This is a genomic window from Stenotrophomonas sp. WED208 (assembly GCF_040984485.1).
In the GTDB taxonomy this organism is placed as follows: domain Bacteria; phylum Pseudomonadota; class Gammaproteobacteria; order Xanthomonadales; family Xanthomonadaceae; genus Stenotrophomonas; species Stenotrophomonas riyadhensis.
Genome location: NZ_JAZARB010000001.1, coordinates 2,765,896 through 2,784,891 on the forward strand (window position 1 = coordinate 2,765,896; position 18,996 = coordinate 2,784,891).

Below are 18,996 nucleotides of genomic sequence, written 5' to 3' on the forward strand. Positions count from 1 at the left end.
GCCCTGCCCCTGCCATGAACGCCCCCGCTCTCTCCCCCTGGTCCCTGCCCGCCCTGCGCCAACGCTGGCAGCCGCGCCTGCCCGGCCTGCTGCTGGTGGGCCTGATCGCGGCGGCGTCGCTGTACCTGGCCGAGCTGCCCTGGCTGCAGGCGCACGGCCTGAGCGCGCTGACCGTGGCCATCGTCGCCGGCATCGTGGTCGGCAACACCCTCTATCCGCGGCTGGCGCCGAGCAGCGCAGCCGGTGTCGGCTTCTCCAAGCACTGGCTGCTGCGCGCCGGCATCGTGCTGTACGGCCTGCGTCTGACCTTCCAGGACATCGGCCATGTCGGCGTCACCGGCGTGCTGATGGACGTGCTGGTGGTCGCCAGCACTTTCGGCCTGGCCTGCTGGCTGGGTGTGCGCGTGTTCAAGATGGAGCGTGAGGCGGCAATGCTGATCGGCGCCGGCAGCGCGATCTGTGGCGCGGCGGCAGTGATGGCCGCCGAACCGGTGGTGCGTGGCCGCGCGGCACAGGTCACGGTGGCGGTGTCGACGGTGGTGGTGTTCGGCACGCTGGCGATGTTCCTGTACCCGGCGCTGTATGCGCTGGTGCAGTCACACGGCTGGCTGGCAATGGACGCGCGCCAGTACGGTCTGTTCACCGGCGCGACGGTGCATGAAGTGGCACAGGTGGTCGCCGCTGGCCGCGCGGTCAACGAAGCGGCGGCTGACACGGCGGTGATCACCAAGATGGTGCGTGTGATGCTGCTGGCACCGTTCCTGGTGGCGCTGTCGCTGTGGCTGGCGCGTGGCGGCAAGGCCAGCGCCGATGGCAGCAAGGCGCGCATTGTGGTGCCGTGGTTCGCCTTCGGTTTCGTGGCGGTGGCCGGTTTCAACTCGCTGCACCTGCTGCCGGCTGGCCTGCAGGCGGGGCTGGTGCAGCTGGATACCGTGCTACTGGCGATGGCGATGGCGGCACTGGGCCTGACCACCCACGTCTCGGCGCTGCGCCAGGCCGGGCTGAAGCCGCTGCTGCTGGCGCTGATCCTGTTTGCCTGGCTGCTGTTCGGGGGCCTGGCGATCCACCAGGGCGTGCTGGCCGTGCTGGGCTGAGCAGGAGCGTGCCGACCAGGGTCGGCACCCACCAGTAGATCCACGCCATGCGTGGATGGCGGCTCCACTGGGGGTCAGAGTCCTTTCCTGCGGAAAGGGAGCCGACCCCACCCCATTAGGCGGGAGCGGCCGCGCGGACGGGTACAATGCGCCATGACTGACTTCTCGACCCTGCCGCTGAGCCCGGCCCTGCAGCCCGGCCTGGATGCCCTCGGCTACACCACCCTCACCCCCGTGCAGGCGCAGAGCCTGCCGGCCATCCTCGATGGCCGCGATGTGATCGCACAGGCGCCGACCGGCAGCGGCAAGACCGCCGCCTTCGGCCTGGGCCTGCTGCAGGCCATCGACCCCAGCCTGATCCGCGTGCAGGCGCTGGTGCTGTGCCCGACCCGCGAACTGGCCGATCAGGTCGGCAAGCAGATCCGCAAGCTGGCCACCGGCATCCCCAACCTGAAGCTGCTGCTGCTGGTCGGTGGCGTGCCGCTGGGCCCGCAGCTGGCATCGCTGGAAGGCCACGACCCGCACGTGGTGGTCGGCACCCCCGGCCGCGTGCAGGAGCTTGCACGCAAGCGCGCGCTGAACCTGGGCGCGGTGCGCACGCTGGTGCTGGACGAGGCCGACCGCATGCTCGACATGGGCTTCGAGGAGCCGATCCGCGAGATCGCCGGCCGCACCCACAAGGACCGCCAGAGCCTGCTGTTCTCGGCCACCTTCCCCGACAGCATCCGCGCCATGGCGCGTGACCTGCTGCGCGACGCAGTGGAAGTGACCGTGGAAGGCGCCGACCAGGCCCCAGCCATCCGCCACCTGTTCTGCGAGGTGGAACCGGCACATCGCCAGAAGGCACTGGCCGGCCTGCTGCTGAAGTACACGCCGGAATCGGCGGTGGTCTTCTGCAACACCCGCAAGGACGTGGACGAAGTGGCCAACTCACTGCAGCAGTTCGGCTTCTCCGCACTGGCCCTGCATGGCGACATGGAACAGCGCGATCGCGAGGAAGTGTTGTTGCTGCTGGCCAACCGCAGCTGCAACGTACTGGTGGCCAGCGACGTCGCCGCACGTGGCCTGGACGTGGAAGAGCTGGCGGCGGTGATCAACTACGAGCTGCCGACCGATGTGGAGAGCTACCAGCACCGCGTCGGCCGTACCGGCCGAGCCGGTGCCAGTGGCCTGGCGATCAGCCTGGTGGCCGGCCGCGAGAAGACCCGCGCCGAAGCCATCGAAGCGCAGATGGGGCAGCCGCTGGACTGGCAGAAGACGCCGCTGGCAACCTCGCGCCCGTCTGAACTGCCGCAGGCCGCAATGCGCACGCTGCGCATCGACGGCGGCAAGACCGACAAGCTGCGCCCGGGCGACATCCTCGGTGCACTGACCGGTGATGCCGGCCTGTCGAGCAAGTTCATCGGCAAGATCGCGATCTTCCCGACCCGCTCCTATGTGGCGATCGCGCGTGAGCAGGCCAACAAGGCCGTGGCCAAGCTGGAAGCCGGCAAGATCAAGGGCCGTCGTTTCCGCGTGCGGATGATGTGACTGAAGCAGCGTTGCCAACCTCGGTTGGCAACGACCTGACCTGGTAGTGGCCAACCTTGGTTGGCCCGTCCATGGCATCAATCGCGAAAAGCGCTGCCAACCAAGGTTGGCAACTACCGGCTCCAGGCCATTCGCTCTGGTAGATGCCAACCTTGGTTGGCACCCACCCTTCGATCAGAACACCAGTTCGGTGTGCAGCGGCAGGTCCGCTTCCCAGCGGGCGCGGCCGCCGAGACCGTCCAGTTCGACCAGCACGCCGGCACCGACCACGTCAACGCCCAGGCGGCGCACCAGCGACAACGCGGCGACCAGCGTGCCACCCGTAGCCAGCACGTCGTCGATGATTGCCACGCGGGCACCGGCCGGCAGCGCATCGGCGTGCACTTCGATGCAGTCGCTGCGGTATTCCAGCGTGTATTCCTCGCGCAGCACCTGGCCTGGCAGCTTGCCCGGCTTGCGCACCGGCACGAAGCCGACGCCCAGTTCCAGCGCCATCGCGGCGCCGAGGATGAAGCCGCGCGATTCGATGCCGATCACCGCGTCCAGCTTCTGGTCGCGCCAGCGGTCGGCCATCGCGGTGATCGCACCGCGGAAGTCCTCGCCGTGGGCGAGCAGCGGCATGATGTCCTTGAACAGGATGCCGGGCTTGGGGAAGTCGGCGATGTCGCGCAGGCGGGAGGCCCACTGCGGAGCGACGATGGCGTCGGTCATGTCACATTGGCTATCTGATGGCGGCATAGGGTACCTGTTCCGGGCGCCGCCTGCCTGTTGAGGGGTATCGGCCGGGCTGCGCCCGGCGCCTGCAGAGGCCACCGCGCAAGCAAAGACGAAAGCAAAAGCCGCATTCCGTGGAATGGCGAGGTGGGTCCGGTTGCGGGAGACGCCGTAAACCCGTCCATGGGGGCTTGGCCGCGGCATCCATGCCGCGGACACTCCCGCAACCGGACCCACCCCGCCTTCGACAGATTTCTGCGATCTGTCGCGAATCCACGCCATGCGTGGATGAATCTCAATCGAAATCGAATATTTCGAGAATTGAACGAAAAGCATCCACGCATGGCGTGGATCTACCGTGTCGACCAAGGTCGACACCCACCCACAGCAGCGGGAATCTGTCAGAGGTGGGGCGGTGTGGGGCTGCAGGACCGTTGGCGCCATGGATGGCGCCATCGAGCCCCCAGGGGTGAGGGCGCTTTGCTTGCGAAGCACTGCTTCGCAAGCGCCCGAACGCACAGCCGCCAGCGGCTGGGCCGGACCGCGGAGCGGGGTTTACGGCGTGTCCTGCAGCCCCACACCGCCCCGCCAGACCATCAATAATCCAGAGCCGCTTTGGCTTTGGCTTTGGCTTTGCTTGCGCGGTGGCCTCTGCGGGTGCAGGGCGCAGCCCTGCCGAAACCCACCCTCAGGAACTGCAGGACAGCATCGAGCAGCCGGCGCGATTGTCCGCCCACGCCGGGCGCTTGCCTGCGAAGTGTTCCAGCCCGGCGCGCTCGGTGTACGGGTCGCGCAGCACGTCCTGCAGTGCGTGAACGCCACCGAGGTCGCCCTGCTCTGCACGATCGATGGCTTCCTGCGCCAGCCAGTTGCGCAGCACATACAGCGGATTGGCCGCGGCCATCTTCGCCGTGCGTTCGCTGGCCGACAACGGATCGGCCTGCAACCGCACCGCGTAATCCTGCAGCCACTGCTGCAACGGCGCCTGCACCGCCTGCTGGCGCGTCTGGTCGTAGTACACCGCGTCCAGCAGCGCCGCATCCGGTGCCGCCGGGTCGATACGCATCAGCGCGCGCCAGGCCAGGGTCATGTCCATGGCACCGTCCTGCATCAGCTGCTGCCAGCGCAGGTAGAGCTGCAGGTCGTCATCGTCGGCCGCGGCCAGACCGAGCTTGGCTGCGGCGTCGCGGCGCGTGCAGGCCACGAAGGTGGACTGGTAGGCCGCCAGACCGGCCTGCAGCGGTGCCACATCGGCAAACAACGGCGACAACGCCTGCGCCAATCGGCTCAGGTTCCAGTACGCCACCTGCGGCTGAGTGCCGAAGCGGTAGCGGCGGCCCTGCGCGTCGGTGGTGTTCGGCGTCCACTCCGGGTCGAAGTCCTCGACCCAGCCGTAGGGACCGTAGTCGAGCGTGAGGCCGAGCACGGACAGGTTGTCGGTGTTCATCACGCCATGCACGAAGCCGACGCGCATCCAGTGCGCGATCATCTCGGCAGTGCGCACCGCGATCTGCGCAAACCAGTCGCCATACAGCGCCTCACCCTGCCCTTTCAGTTCCGGGAAATCACGTGCGATGCAGGCATCGACCAGCTGCTGCAGCAACGCGGTTTCCCCGCGCGACGCCGGCAGCTCGAACGAGCCGAAGCGCAGGAACGACGGCGACACCCGGCATACGATGGCGCCGGGCTCGGCACGCGGATGGCCGTCATAGAACATGTCACGCACCACGTCCTCGCCGGTACCGACCAGCGACAACGCGCGGGTGGTCGGCACACCCAGGTGGTGCATCGCCTCGCTGCACAGGAATTCGCGGATCGACGAGCGCAGCACTGCGCGCCCATCGGCGCCGCGCGAATACGGCGTCGGTCCTGCCCCCTTCAGCTGCAGCTCCCAGTGGCGACCATCCGGTGCGACCAACTCGCCCAGCGAGATCGCCCGGCCGTCGCCGAGCTGCCCGGCCCAGTGGCCGAACTGATGGCCACCGTAGTTGGCGGCCCATGGCTGCATGCCTGCATACAGTGCGTTGCCACCGAATACACGCGCGAAACCTTCGCTCTCGACCTCAGCGGTATCGAAGCCGAGCATCGCGGCGACGTCCGGCGCCCAGGCCAGCAGCGTGGGCGCCGTCACCGGCGTCGGCATCACCGGCGACCAGGCCGCGCCCAGCACTTCGCGGCGGCGCGGGCCGGATTCAGGGTCGCCCGGCAGGGCATGCAGCAGGCGGTTGTCGAAACGGGGGCTGTCGGTATCCATGGCGCTGAAGATGGGGGCGACGGCCGCCCGCCTCAATTGCCGCTGAGCGCCTGCAGGTGGCCGCCGTGGGCCTCGGCGCGCTGGTAGGCCGGGCGTTCACCGATACGCTTAAGGAAGCCTCGCAGCGCTGGCTTGTCGTCGAGGCCACCACCGCGCGCGGCAGCGGCCTGGATCGGGAAGCTCATCTGGATGTCGGCCGCACTGAAGCGCTCGCCGGCAAACCACGGACTTTCGGCCAGGCGGCGCTCCATCCAGTCCAGGTGCAGGCGTCGCTGTGGGCCGATGAAGCCCTGCTCGGCTTTGTCGGCGATGCTCCGAGCGATCGGGCGTACGAAGAACGGCATCGGCGCGTTGCGGATGCGGCCCATCACCAGAGTCAGCAGCAGCGGCGGCATCGCCGAACCTTCGGCGTAGTGCAGCCAGTAGCGGTAGGCAATGCGCTCGGCACCATCGGCCGGCATCGGCGACGGCGACAGCTGGCGCTGGGTGTCGTAGCGGTCAGCGAGGTAGTCGAGGATCGCGCCGGACTCGGCCAGTACCAGTTCGCCATCCTGCAGTACCGGCGACTTGCCCAGTGGATGCACGTTGCGCAGTTCCGGCGGCGCCAGCAGCGTCTTCGGATCGCGCGGATAACGGCGCAGTTCGTAGTCCAGCCCCAGCTCCTCCAGCATCCACAGCACGCGCAGGGAACGGGAGTTTTCCAGGTGATGGACGATGCGCATGGGGACGATCCTTGGGAAGACCTGCATCGTACCGCGCCAGCTGCATGCCCTTTGTAGAGTCGAGCTTGCTCGACTGCTTTCCAGAGACAGTCGAGCAAGCTCGACTCTACAAAGCAGCAGGCAATAAAAAACGCCGGAAGCTTTCGCTTCCGGCGTTCTGGCTACCAAACGGTAGCAGACGGATTAGACCGCCTGCACCTGGTCAGCCTGCATACCCTTCTGACCCTGGACGGCGATGAAGGTAACCTTCTGGCCTTCCTGCAGGGTCTTGAAGCCGGTGCCCTGGATGGCACGGAAGTGCACAAACAGGTCCGGGCCGCTTTCCGGGGTGATGAAGCCGAAGCCCTTGGCGTCGTTGAACCACTTGACGGTGCCGGTCTGACGATCAGACATTTGACTAACTCCTGAAACACATGTTGAAAAAATCGCAGCCACCGGGTATCGGGGCCGAGACTGAGTTGCAGGCGTTGGTAAAGCGGATCGATGAGCGGATCGTGAGATCAACTGCACCAGGCCACGATTCACGGTGACCCTAGCAAACACAGTGGGACGAACGATACGCGTGTTTTCTGCAAAAAGCGATAGCCCGGACGTTCATGGGCAGGCCCCGGCCGCTAGGCGTGACAAGGGCTGGCAGCTGATCGAGGCTAAGCCCGAGTCCCCATTCAGGATTTTCCTACCCTACACTGGGTAAATGACTGAAGCTGAAACCCAAGCTGAACCCGCCCTCCCCCGCATCTGGGTGGACGCGGACGCCTGCCCTGGCGTCATTCGCGACATCCTGTTCCGGGCCGCTGAACGGGTCGGGATCGAACTGACCCTGGTTGCCAACCAGTGGATCCGCACCCCGCCGTCGCGTTGGCTGCGCTCGATCCAGGTGCCCCAGGGCCTGGACGTGGCCGACAGCGCCATCGTCGAGCGGGTCGCCGCCGGTGACCTGGTGGTCACCCAGGACATCCCGCTGGCCGCACTGGTGCTGGAAAAGAAGGCCGTGGCATTGAACCCACGCGGCCAGCTGTACACCCCGAACAACATGGCCGAGCGGCTGTCGATGCGCAATTTCATGGAAGAGCTGCGCGGCGCTGGGGTGCAGACCGGGGGCCCACCGCCGCTGGGCCCCCGTGACCGGCAGCTGTTCGCGGCCGAACTGGACCGCTGGCTTGCGCGGCGCTCCACCCGCTGAACCGCGCTACCCGTCCTGATCCGGCAGTCGCAGGCGGCGCTGGCTGCTGAACCGACGCCGTTCCCCGCTGAATGGGTCATCGAAGGCCAGCCCCTGTGCAAGCAGCTGCAGGGGGGGCTCGATGGCCCCGGCCAGGCGCGGCATCAGCTGCGGATACAGGTCATCACCCACGATCGGAGCCCCCAGCATCGCCATGTGCACGCGCAGCTGGTGCTTGCGGCCGGTTTCCGGCCGCAGCCGGTAGCGCCAGACCGGCCCCTCGGTCTCGATCAACTCGATCCGGCTGCGCGCATTGGGCTCTCCCGGCACTTCGGCCATGCGGAAGAACGGTTCGCCCGGCACCAGCCGGCTGTCCCGCTGCAGCGGAAACGCCAGCCCGGGCAGCGCCGGTGCCAGCGCCTCATAGGTCTTCTCGATGCGCCGCTCGCGGAACAGCCGCTGATACGCGTCACGCGTGGCTGCCTGGGTCGAGAACAGCACCAGGCCGGCGGTCAGCCGATCCAAGCGGTGCAACGGCGCCAGCTCGGTGTTTCCGGTGCGTGCGACCAGGCGAGCCAGCAGGGTTTCGCTCACATAGCCACCGGCCGGCGTCACCGGCAGGAAGTGCGGCTTGTCGGCGACCAGCAGGTGCGCATCCAGATGCAGGATGCTCTCGGCGAAGGGAATCACCGGCTCGTCGGCAACTTCGCGGAAGTACTGGATTTCCAGCCCCACCTGCCAGGGCATGTCCGGCGCCAGTGCCCTGCCCTGCGCATCCTGCACGCGGCCACGGGCGAAACGGTCCTGCCATTGCACGCGGTCGATGCGCGGGAAGCGCGCGCACAGGCCATCGAGCAGGCTGGGCCAGTGGCCGGGCGGCAGCTGCAGGCGGCTGGGCAGGGTCATCGGAGCCACTCCTGCGGCGGAAAGGAGTGCAAGCGTGCCACGTTGACGCGCCACAGACAGCCCGGCAACGGACACCCCTGGAGCAAACCTCTATCATTGTCGTCTTTAGTCCACGGATCCCCCATGGCTCTTACTGCCACCATCCGCAAGGCCGAACTGCAGATCAGCGACATGGATCGCGGTTACTACGCGACCCACAACCTGACCCTGGCCCAGCATCCGTCCGAGACCGACGAACGCCTGATGGTGCGCCTGCTCGCCTTCGCCCTCAATGCCGGCGATCGCCTCGAATTCGGCCGCGGCCTGAGCACCGATGACGAACCCGATCTGTGGGAACACGACTACACCGGCGACATCCTGCAATGGATCGACCTGGGCCATCCGGACGAGTCGCGCATCCGCAAGGCCAGCAACCGCAGCCGTCAGGTGCAGGTGGTCAACTACGGCGGCAACGCCTCGGAGATCTGGTGGGGCAAGCAGGGCAAGGGCCTGGCGCGCTTCGACAATCTCTCAGTGGTTGATCTGGACGGTGAATTCGTCGAGCGCTGGGGCCAGCAGATCCAGCGCGCCATGCGCTGGAGCGTGCTGATCCAGGATGGCGAGGTGCAGCTGCTCAACGACCAGATGCAGCTCGACGTGATCCCGAACTGGCGCAAGCGCGCCAAGGCATGAGCACGATCCGCTGCGATGTGGTGGTCATCGGCGCCGGTGCGGCCGGGCTGATGACCGCGATCACCGCCGGCCAGCGCGGCCGCCAGGTGCAGGTGATCGACCACGCCAACAAGGTTGGCAAGAAGATCCTGATGTCCGGCGGTGGCCGCTGCAACTTCACCAACACCGGTACCACCCCGGCCAACTTCCTGTCGGCCAACCCGCACTTCTGCAAATCGGCGCTGGCCCGCTACACGCCCTGGCACTTCATCGAGCTGGTAAGCAAGCACGGCATCGCCTACCACGAGAAGGAACTGGGCCAGCTGTTCTGCGACATCTCGTCCAAGCAGATCGTGAAGATGCTGGTGGACGAATGCCAGGCAGCAGGCGTACAGGTCCGCACGGACTGCAGTGTGCAGCGCATCGAGCACGGCAGCGACGGCTTCCGCGTGCACACCACGCAGGGCCTGTTCCATTGCGCCTCGCTGGTGGTCGCCACCGGCGGCCTGTCGATTCCGAGCATGGGCGCCACCGGCTTCGGCTATGACGTGGCCCGACAGTTCGGCCACCAGGTGCTGCCGACCCGCGCCGGGCTGGTGCCGCTGACGCTCAGCGGCAAGCACCAGGAACGGCTGGCCGATCTCAGCGGCGTCGCTCTGCCCATCGAGGCGCGCTGCAACGGAAAGAGCTTCCAGAATTTCATGCTGCTGACCCATCGCGGCGTGAGTGGCCCGGCGATCCTGCAGATCTCCTCGTTCTGGCAACCCGGCGACGCGCTGGAGCTGGACCTGCTGCCCGGCCAGGATGCCGGCGAGTGGTTGCGCCAGATGAAGCGCGAACGTCCTGCCGCCGAGCTGCGCACGGTGCTGGGCGAGGTACTGCCGAAGCGGCTGGCACAGCGGTTGTGCGAACACTGGCTGCCCGACCGGCCCGTGCGCCAGTTGGACGAGCCAGTGCTGCGCCAGGCCGCGCAGCTGCTGGGCGCCTTCCCGTTGGTGGCCAGTGGCACCGAGGGCTACCGCACCGCCGAGGTCACCCTGGGCGGCGTGGATACCGCCGAGGTCTCGTCCTCGACGATGGAATCCAAGCGCGTGCCCGGCCTGCATTTCGTCGGCGAGGTGCTGGATGTGACCGGCTGGCTGGGCGGCTACAACTTCCAGTGGGCCTGGGCCAGCGGCCACGCGGCCGGCGGCGTGGTGTGAACCACATCGCCGTTCGACGCGCGCAAGGGGTGCGCGCATGGACGGTTCGCCGCGCATCGTGTATCTAGATTCGCAGATTGGGGAGCAGTGCATGCAGAACGCGAACGACATCACCATCCGCCTGCTGATCGTCGATGACAGCGGCGAGAATGCCGAAGCCATCGTCAGCACCCTGCGCAACAGCGGCATCGCGGTGCGCCCGTGGCGCCCACAGGATGCGGCCGAGCTGGCCCAGGTGCTGGCCAGCCAGGCCATCGACCTGGTGCTGGTCTCACCCTCGCCGGGCATCCCGCTGCCGCTGGTGGCCCAGCACATCGCCGCCAGCGGCAAGGACATTCCGCTGGTGCTGCTGGCCGAGCGCATCGACGAGGACGAACTGGTGCAGGCCAGCAGCCACGGCATCCGCGCCCTCGCCCTGCGCCAACGCCCGGAGCATCTGCTCGCCGTGGTCCGTGACCAGTGGGTGGACCTGCAGGCGCGTCGCGGCCTGCGCCGCATCGAGGCGCAGATGCGCGAAACCGAGCGCCGCTGCGACGCGCTGATCGCCTCCTCGCGCGATCCCATCGCCTACGTACATGAAGGCATGCACATCCGCGCCAACGACGCCTATCTGGAGATGTTCGGTTACGAGCATTTCGACGACATCGAGGGCATCTCGCTGCTGGACATGGTCGCCGCCCAGCACGTGGAAGGCTTCAAGCAGCTGCTGAAGGGCCTCAGCCGTGGCGAAGCGCCGCCGCCGCAGTACCAGCTTGATGCCCGTCATGAGGATGGCAGCGCGTTCCCGGCGACGATGGAATTCACGGCCGCCACCTACGAGGGCGAATCCTGCCTGCAGGTGGTGCTCCGCCGCCGCATGGAATTCGATCCGGAGCTGGCGCGCGAGGTCGAGGACCTGCGCCAGCGCGACCAGGTCACCGGCCTGCTCAACCGCCCGACCTTCATGCTGCAGCTGGAGAGCGCTGTAGCCCAGGCCGGACGCAGCGAGGGCCAGTTCGGCCTGCTGCTGATCGAGCCGGACCACTACGCGCGCCTGCTGCCGGACATCGGCCTGGCGTCGGCCGACACCCTGATCGGCGCGCTCGCCGCGCTGCTGGCAGAGGTCGTTGGCGAAGACGCGCAGCTGGCCCGCTTCGGCGAACACAATTTCGCCGTGCTGCAGGCAGGGCCCTACGCGCAGACCGTGGCACTGGCCGAGCGCATCCGCGAAGCCTACGCCGCACACGTCTTCAGCATCGGCGCGCGCTCGGCGACAGTGACGGTCAGCATCGGTGGCGTGCAGGTGGGCGAGAAGATCGCCAGCATCGGCCAGGTGCTGGCGCGCGCCAGTGAATGCACGCAGGCCGCCGCCGAACTGGGCAACACCTGCCGCATCTTCGATCCGGCCGCCGCCGACCGCGTGGAGGAAGAGCGCGTGCTGCGCTGGGTCGCCCGAATCCGTGAAGCGTTGGCCGGAGACGGCTTCCAGCTACACTACCAGCCGGTGCTGAACCTGCAGGGCGAGTCACTGGAGCTGTACGAGGCGTATCTGCGCCTGGAGCACAATGGCGAACTGCTGAGCCCGACCGCGTTCCTCGGTATCGCGGAGGAGCACGGCCTGCTGGCCGACATCAACCGCTGGGTGGTGTCACGGGCCATCGCGGTGCTGGGCCAGCGTGCACGCGAGGGCCATGCCACGCAGATGCTGGTGAAAGTGACGCCGGAATCGTTCGACGACCCGCAGATGATTGCCACCCTGCGCCGCGAGCTGCAGGCACAGGGCGTGCCCGGCGAGCGGCTGTGGTTGCACGCACCGGAAGCGAAGGTGTTCACCCACCTGCGCAGTGCGCAGCAGTTCCTCGCCGAGGTGGCTCCACTGGGCTGCCGCATCGGCCTGGAGCAGTTCGGCTCGGGGCTGGATTCCTTCCAGCTGCTGGCCCACTTCCAGCCACAGTTCCTCAAGCTGGACCGTGGCTTCACCAGCGACCTGGCAGCCACGCGCGAGAACATCGATCGCATCAGCCAGATCACCGCGCGCGCGCAGGAAGCCGGCATCCGCACCATCGCCGAGTTCGTCAGCGATGCCAATTCGATGACCCTGCTGTTCAGTGCCGGCGTGGACTATGTGCAGGGCGACTTCGTCGGCCCGGCGTTGCCGGAGATGGGCTTCGAGTTCGGGTGACCGATGGTAGTGCCGGCCGCTGGCCGGCAGCCTCAGGTACCCGGGGTTGCCGGCCAGCGGCCGGCACCACCCAAAGAGAAGGCCGGCTTTCGCCGGCCTCTTCGTTGATCAGGTCATGTCGACCAGGTTTTCGATCTTCACGTCCGGATTGACGTCAGCCTCGTAGTCGACGCCCTCCACGCCAAAACCGAACAGGCGCAGGAAGTCGGCCTTGTAGCCGGCCAGATCGCTGATCTCGTACAGGTTCTCGTTGGTCACCTGCGGCCACAGCGCGACCACCTTGCCCTGCACGTCCGCGGCCATTTCCTTGTAGTCGGCACGCAGGCGGCCTTCGTCATCGACCAGCGCGACGGCATGACCATCACCGTCCACCAGGTCGTGGCGCAGACGATCGACCGCCACGCCATCGGCCTTGCCGCCGTAGAGGATGTCGTACAGCACGTCGAGCTGTTCGATGCAGCCCTCGTGGGTGCCCTTTTCCTTCATTACCTTGAACAACAGCGACAGGTACAGCGGCATGGTCGGAATGGCCGAGCTGGCCTGGGTGACCACGGCCTTCAGCACCGACACGCGCGCGTCGCCACCGATCTTGGCCAGCTTCTCGCGCAGGCCCAGCACCTTGGTGTCCAGGTCCTTCTTGGCCGCACCGATCGAGCCATTCCAGTAGATCGCCTGGGTGATCTCTTCGCCCACGTAGGTGAAGGCGGTGGTGGTGCAGCCATTGGCCAGCACGCCGGCGTCAGCCAGCGCATCGATCCACATCTGCCAGTCTTCGCCACCCATGACCGCGACGGTGCCAGCGATCTCTTCCGGGGTAGCCGGCTGCAGGGTGGTTTCCGTGATTACTTCCTTGTCGGTATCCAGGCCGCGCAGGGTGATCTGCTCGCCGATCGGCTTCAGCGTGGAGCTGATGATCTCGCCGGTCTTCGGGTGCTTGCGGCGCGGCGCGGCCAGGCTGTAGACGACCTGGTCGACCTGGCCGAGGTCGGCCTTGATCATCTCGATGGTCTTCGCCTTCACTTCATCGGAGAAGGCATCGCCGTTGATGCTCTTGGCGTACAAGCCGGCTTCGTCGGCGTACTTGTGGAACGCAGCCGAGTTGTACCAGCCCGCGGTACCCGGCTTGCTCTCGCTGCCCGGACGCTCGAAGAAAATGCCCAGCGTCGCAGCACCGCTGCCGAAGGCGGCAGTAATGCGTGCGGCCAGGCCGTAGCCGGTGGAGGCGCCGATCACCAGCACGCGCTTCGGGCCGTTCTGGATCGGCGGGCGTGCGCGGATGTAGTCGATCTGCTGCTTGACCGCGGCCTCGCAGCCGGTCGGGTGGGTGGTGACGCAGATGAAGCCGCGGACGCGCGGTTTGATGACCATGGATACCTCGGGTTGGCAGATGCGGCGCGCGGGGCGCTCAGCAGGAATACGGGCGCGCGCCTGCGCGCGCGAACCGCAGGATCGTAGTGCGCGGGGGAAGATTGCACAACCGACGCTGGCGTAGGGTGGTGTTTGTTTTGCAGGGTTGCACCCTGCACCCGCAGAGGCCGGAGCAACGTCAGAAGCTGGGTTCCTGTGAGACGGCGGGGTGGGTCCGGTTGCGGGGGACGCCGTGAATCCGTCCCTGGAGGCTCGGTCGCGCCATCCATGGCGCTCACGCCCCCGCAACCGGACCCACCCCGCCTTCGACAGATTTCCGCGATCTGCCGGTACGGCGTTCTGTTCTGGTAGGTGTCGACCTTGGTCGACACGCTAGATCTGATCCAAGTTTGATTATCGATATCTGACAGATGTGTCGACCAAGGTCGACACCTACCAACAGCCGCAGGAATCTGTCTAGGGCGGGGCCATGTGGGTTGGCAGGACCGTTGGCGCCATGGATGGCGCCATCGAGCCCCCAAGGACGGGTTTACGGCGTGTCCTGCCAACCCACATGGCCCCGCCCAACCAGCAGAAAGCCAGCTCCGGCTTTTGACGTTGCCGTTGCATTGAGCAGGTGCAGGGCTGCAAGCCCTGCCAACAAAAAACCCCGCTTGCGCGGGGTTCTCTGTGTGCTGCGTGCAGCGGGTGCTTACGGGCGACGGGCCAGGGCCTCGACGTCCTTCGCCTTCGGCAGCAGGTCCTGCTTGCTGACGCGCAGGAAACCGATCGTCAGCATCGGCACCGCCACCAGGATCGAGGACAGCACCACGATCACCGCACCGATCATGTGCGTCTCGGCCAGGCCTTCCATCGAGCTGCCGCCGTACATGTACAGGGCAAGTGCCGACAGGAAGAACATCACCGCGGTGATCACCGTACGCGACAGCGTCTGGTTGATCGAACGGTTCAGCACCTCCATCGAATCCACGCGCAGGCTGCGGAAGTTCTCGCGGACGCGGTCGAAGACCACGATCAGATCGTTGATCGCAAAGCCCATCACCGACAGCAGGCCGGCCAGCACGGTCAGGTCGAACTCACGGCCCAGCAGGGACACGTAAGCCACCGTCACGATCAGGTCGAACATCGCCACGATGCTGGCGGTGACCGCGAACTTCCACTCGAAGCGAACCGCGATGTAGATCAGGAAGCCGGCCAGCATGAAGATGGTGGCGTACAGGCCATTCATCGCCAGGTCCTTGCCGATCTGCGGACCCACGAACTCGTTGCGGAGCACGGTGGCTTGGTTGTCGGCGGTGGACAGGGCCTTCACCACGGCTGCGGCGGTGGCCTTGTCCTCGTGTGCGGCGTCGCCGGTACCGGCAGCGTGCTCACCGTGCGGGGCCAGGCGGATCAGCAGGTCGGTGTTGCCACCGACGCTCTGCACTTGGGCGCCTTCGAAGCCGCTCTGTTCGAGCTTGGTGCGGACCTGCTCGACGTCCACCGCCTTGTCGAAGCGGGCTTCGATCAGGGTGCCGCCGGTGAAGTCCAGGGCGTAGTTGAAGCCCTTGACGCCGATGATGGCGATCGAGGCCAGGAACACGATGACCGTGACGACCATCGCGACATGGCGCCAGCGCATGAAGTCGATCTTGGTGTCGTTCGGGAGGATGTGCAGCGGAAACAGTTTCATGTGCGTGTCGTCCCGTCAGATGGCCACGTTCTGGAGCTTCTTGCGGCGGCCGTAGATCAGCGTCGCCAGCGCACGCGACACGGTGATCGCGGTGAACATGGAGGCGAAAATACCGATGATCATGGTCAGCGCGAAGCCCTTCAGCGGACCGGTACCGAATGCGAACAGCGCCACACCGACGATCAGGCCGGTCAGGTTGGCGTCGAGGATGGTGCCCGAGGCACGCTCGTAACCGGTCACGATCGCGGTCTTGCCCGGCACGCCGGCACGCAGCTCTTCACGGATACGCTCGTTGATCAGCACGTTGGCGTCCACCGACAGGCCGACCGACAGCGCCAGGCCGGCGAAGCCCGGCAGGGTCATGGTCGCGCCGAACAGCGACATCACCGCCACCACGATCAGCAGGTTGAACAGCATCGCGATCGAGGTGATCACGCCGAACATGCGGTAGTAGACGCTGAAGAACACCAGGGTGAACAGGAACGCGAACACCACCGCGCGCATACCGTTCTTGACGTTCTCGGCACCCAGGCTCGGGCCGACCACGCGCTCTTCGACGAAGTCCATCGGCGCGGCCAGCGAGCCCGACTTCAGCAGCTTGGCCAGGTCCTCGGCTTCCTTCTTCTGCAGGCCGGTGGTCTGGAAGTTCTTGCCGAACACGCCGTTGATGTTGGCCACCGAGATCACTTCCTCGTTGACCTTGAAGCCACGCACTTCCTGGCCGTCGACGACGGTCACGGTCGGCACGCGCTCGGTGTAGACCACCGCCATCGGCTTGTTCACGTTGGCGCTGGTGAAGTCGAACATGCGCTGGCCGCCGACGTTGTTCAGCGTCACGCTGACCGCTGGGGAACCGCTGTTCGAATCGGTCACCGCCTGTGCACCGACCATCTGGTCGCCGGTCACGATCACGCGCTTGTTCAGCAGGATCGGGCCACGGCCGTCACGCTGCTGGTAGACCTTCGCTTCCGGCGGGATGCGGCCGGAGGTGATCGCGTCCTGCGCGTTGCCTTCGACCACCGCGCGGTATTCCAGGGTGGCGGTGGCGCCGATCATGCGCTTGGCTTCGGCGGTGTCCTGCACGCCCGGCAGCTGCACGACCACGCGGTCGGCACCCTGGCGCTGGATGATCGGCTCGGACACGCCGAGCTGGTTCACGCGGTTGCGCAGGGTGTTGATGTTCTGCTCGATGGCGCCATTGGCGATCTGGGTGATCTCGGTTTCCGGCACGGTCACCGTGATGCGGTTGCCGCTGACGTCGTAGCCGAGGGTCGGCTGCGCCTTGACCAGCGCGGCGCGGGCACGCTGCGCGGCATCGTCACCGGCAGACGGGCTCAGGTTGGCCACGATGCTGTTGTCAGCGCGGCGTTCCACCGACTGGTACGGGATGCGCGCATCACGCAGGGTGCTGCGCACGTCTTCGGTGTAGGCATCCAGGCGCTTGTCCAGGGCGGCCTTCTGGTCGACCTGCAGCACGAAGTGCACGCCGCCCTGCAGGTCCAGGCCCAGCACCATCGGACGACCGCCGAGGTTGGCAAGCCAGTCCGGCACGGTCGAGGCCAGGTTCAGGGCCACGGTGTACTTCTCGCCGATGGTGTCACGCAGGGCGTCGCTGGCAGCGGACTGCGCCTTCAGGTCCGGCAGGCGGACAATCAGGCTTTCCCCTTCCTTCTCGACACCGATGGTGGTGACACCGGCCGTCTTCAGGTCGGCCAGCACACGGTCGCGCAGCGCATCGTCGATCTGGCCGCCACGGTTGGCGGTGATCTGGAGGGCCGGGTCCTTCTGGTAGATGTTGGGCAGCGCGTACAGCGCGCTGAGCGCCAGTACGATCAGGATGACGACGTACTTCCAGCGTGGAAATTCGAGCATTGCTTGGGTCCCGCGCGGCGCCATCCCCGGCGCCGCGGTTGTGCATCGGAAAGGGAGTGGCTTACTTGGCCGAATCCAGGGTGCCGGTCGGCAGCACGCTGCCAACAGCGCCCTTCTGCACGCGGATGCGCACGTTCTCGGCCACTTCGATGGTGATGAAGTTGTCGCCGATGTCGGTGACCTTGCCGGCGATGCCGCCATTGGTCAGCACTTCGTCGCCACGCTTGATCTTCTCCAGCATGGACTTGTGTTCCTTCTGCCGCTTCATCTGCGGGCGGATCATCAGGAAGTACATGATGGCGATCAGGATGATCGGGAACAGCAGCGTGGTCAGGCCCATGCCCTGCGGTTGGCCGCCGGCGGCTTGGGCGTGGGCGGCGGGAATCAGGAAGGCAAGCAGGTTCATCGTTGGTCCTTTGGTTGGGCGGCGCTCCGGCCCTTTCACGGGCACGGGGTGTCGACCGCGGATCTGGGTCAGCCTTGAAGTATGCCACGGCCCCGGGCGTTCGTCCTTGGACCGTTTGGCAGGGGGTGTTCGGGTTACAGGGGGGGTGCTACCGCCCCGCGTGCCGCGTAGAAAGACTCACGGAAGGCCAGGAAGGTTCCCGCCTCGATCGCCGCACGGATGTCGGCCATGAGCTTTTCGTAATAGAACAGGTTGTGCAGGGTGCCCAGCATCGGCGCCAGCATCTCGTTGCAGCGGTCCAGGTGGCGCAGGTACGAACGCGTGTAACCGCCGGTGCAGGCCACGCAGCCACAGCCCGGCTCGATCGGGTCCATGTCGCGCGCGTACTGTGAATTGCGGATGCGGACGGTGCCGAACGAGGTGAAATAGTGGCCGTTGCGGGCGTTGCGGGTCGGCATCACGCAGTCGAACATGTCCACGCCACGTGCGACACCCTCGACCAGGTCTTCCGGCCGGCCCACACCCATCAGGTAGCGCGGACGGTCGCCCGGCAGTTCCGGGTCCAGGTGGTCGAGCATGGCGTTGCGCTCGTGCTCCGGCTCGCCCACGGCCAGGCCACCGATGGCGTAACCGTCGAAGCCGATCGCCTGCAGGGCCTCGGCCGAGCGGCTGCGCAGGTCGGTGTGCACGCCGCCCTGGACGATGCCGAACAGGGCCGCGTCGTTGCCCAGCTCGTCATGCGCGTTGCGGCTGCGCTGGGCCCAGCGCAGGCTCAGTTCCATCGAGCGGCGCGCCACATCCTCGGTAGCCGGGTACGGGGTGCACTCGTCGAAGATCATCACCACGTCCGAATCGAGCACTTTCTGGATCTTCATGCTCTCTTCCGGGCCCAGGAACACGCGGGCACCGTCGGTGGGCGAGGCAAAGGTCACGCCCTGCTCGGTGATCTTGCGGCGGTGGGCCAGCGAGAACACCTGGAAGCCGCCGGAGTCAGTCAGGATCGGGCCGTCCCAGCGGCAGAAGCCGTGCAGGCCGCCGTGGTCGGCAATGATGTCCAGGCCTGGGCGCAGGTACAGGTGGAACGTGTTGCCGAGGATGATCTCGGCGCCCAGCGCACGCACCTGGTCCGGCAGGATGCCCTTGACCGAGCCATAGGTCCCCACCGGCATGAAGGCCGGCGTTTCCACCGCGCCACGCGGGAAGGTCAGGCGGCCACGGCGGGCACGGCCGTCGCGGGTCTTGAGCTGGAACTGCAGTCGGGACATGGAGCGGTCATTCAGGC

The 18,996-nt window shown here is 66.8% G+C and carries 16 protein-coding genes; 6 read left to right on the forward strand and 10 right to left on the reverse strand.

The genetic code is table 11. The features are described from left to right. Positions 1-14: 14 nt before the first annotated feature. Complete coding sequence (locus VPH47_RS12320; RefSeq protein ID WP_368850928.1) at positions 15-1,094, forward strand: YeiH family protein; 1,080 nt, start codon at positions 15-17, stop codon at positions 1,092-1,094. A 153-nt stretch (positions 1,095-1,247) separates the two neighbouring features. Beyond that, the gene (gene dbpA / locus VPH47_RS12325) at positions 1,248-2,624 is read left to right on the forward strand and encodes an ATP-dependent RNA helicase DbpA (protein ID WP_121503061.1); all 1,377 of its coding nucleotides are present in this window, start codon (positions 1,248-1,250) and stop codon (positions 2,622-2,624) included. 174 nt (positions 2,625-2,798) lie between these two features. Here dbpA and VPH47_RS12330 read toward each other — a convergent pair whose 3' ends face one another. From VPH47_RS12330 to VPH47_RS12345, 4 genes are all read right to left on the reverse strand, one after another. Then, positions 2,799-3,335, reverse strand: coding sequence for an adenine phosphoribosyltransferase (locus VPH47_RS12330; RefSeq protein ID WP_032128313.1), 537 nt, complete (start codon positions 3,333-3,335; stop codon positions 2,799-2,801). A gap of 691 nt (positions 3,336-4,026) precedes the next feature. Continuing rightward, positions 4,027-5,592, reverse strand: coding sequence for a YdiU family protein (locus tag VPH47_RS12335; RefSeq protein ID WP_368850929.1), 1,566 nt, complete (start codon positions 5,590-5,592; stop codon positions 4,027-4,029). A gap of 32 nt (positions 5,593-5,624) precedes the next feature. Beyond that, the gene (locus VPH47_RS12340; protein WP_153855023.1) at positions 5,625-6,314 is read right to left on the reverse strand and encodes a glutathione S-transferase; all 690 of its coding nucleotides are present in this window, start codon (positions 6,312-6,314) and stop codon (positions 5,625-5,627) included. Positions 6,315-6,497: 183 nt separating this feature from the next. Next, positions 6,498-6,707, reverse strand: a complete 210-nt coding sequence (locus VPH47_RS12345; protein ID WP_004153307.1) for a cold-shock protein — start codon at positions 6,705-6,707, stop codon at positions 6,498-6,500. A 301-nt stretch (positions 6,708-7,008) separates the two neighbouring features. On the opposite strand from VPH47_RS12345, the gene VPH47_RS12350 reads away from it, so the two are divergent. Beyond that, positions 7,009-7,497: a YaiI/YqxD family protein gene (locus VPH47_RS12350; protein WP_368850930.1), complete on the forward strand. Its 489-nt coding sequence runs from the start codon at positions 7,009-7,011 to the stop codon at positions 7,495-7,497. A 6-nt stretch (positions 7,498-7,503) separates the two neighbouring features. On the opposite strand, the gene VPH47_RS12355 is transcribed toward VPH47_RS12350, so the two are convergent. Next, on the reverse strand, positions 7,504-8,382 hold the full coding sequence (locus tag VPH47_RS12355) for a pseudouridine synthase (protein WP_368850931.1): 879 nt from the start codon (positions 8,380-8,382) through the stop codon (positions 7,504-7,506). Positions 8,383-8,505: 123 nt separating this feature from the next. Between VPH47_RS12355 and VPH47_RS12360 the strand changes: the two genes are divergently transcribed. From VPH47_RS12360 to VPH47_RS12370, 3 genes are all read left to right on the forward strand, one after another. Continuing rightward, a complete protein-coding gene (locus VPH47_RS12360; RefSeq protein WP_110712007.1) occupies positions 8,506-9,054 on the forward strand; it encodes a YaeQ family protein in 549 nt (182 codons plus the stop codon). After that, positions 9,051-10,235, forward strand: a complete 1,185-nt coding sequence (locus VPH47_RS12365) for an NAD(P)/FAD-dependent oxidoreductase (protein WP_164162906.1) — start codon at positions 9,051-9,053, stop codon at positions 10,233-10,235. Before VPH47_RS12360 ends, VPH47_RS12365 begins: the two co-directional genes overlap by 4 nt. A gap of 91 nt (positions 10,236-10,326) precedes the next feature. Beyond that, positions 10,327-12,396, forward strand: a complete 2,070-nt coding sequence (locus VPH47_RS12370) for an EAL domain-containing protein (protein WP_164162905.1) — start codon at positions 10,327-10,329, stop codon at positions 12,394-12,396. Between the two features lie 108 nt (positions 12,397-12,504). Here VPH47_RS12370 and fabV read toward each other — a convergent pair whose 3' ends face one another. The 5 genes from fabV to tgt form a co-directional block, all read right to left on the reverse strand. Then, positions 12,505-13,764, reverse strand: coding sequence for an enoyl-ACP reductase FabV (fabV, locus tag VPH47_RS12375; protein ID WP_368850932.1), 1,260 nt, complete (start codon positions 13,762-13,764; stop codon positions 12,505-12,507). Positions 13,765-14,455: 691 nt separating this feature from the next. Next, entirely contained in the window at positions 14,456-15,436 is a 981-nt protein-coding gene (secF, locus tag VPH47_RS12380) for a protein translocase subunit SecF (RefSeq protein WP_368850933.1), read from the reverse strand. Positions 15,437-15,451: 15 nt separating this feature from the next. Then, positions 15,452-17,308, reverse strand: coding sequence for a protein translocase subunit SecD (gene secD, locus VPH47_RS12385; RefSeq protein ID WP_368850934.1), 1,857 nt, complete (start codon positions 17,306-17,308; stop codon positions 15,452-15,454). 61 nt (positions 17,309-17,369) lie between these two features. Next, positions 17,370-17,714, reverse strand: a complete 345-nt coding sequence (gene yajC / locus VPH47_RS12390) for a preprotein translocase subunit YajC (RefSeq protein ID WP_014036867.1) — start codon at positions 17,712-17,714, stop codon at positions 17,370-17,372. Between the two features lie 134 nt (positions 17,715-17,848). Then, positions 17,849-18,979, reverse strand: a complete 1,131-nt coding sequence (gene tgt, locus VPH47_RS12395; protein WP_329811486.1) for a tRNA guanosine(34) transglycosylase Tgt — start codon at positions 18,977-18,979, stop codon at positions 17,849-17,851. Positions 18,980-18,996: the final 17 nt, after the last annotated feature.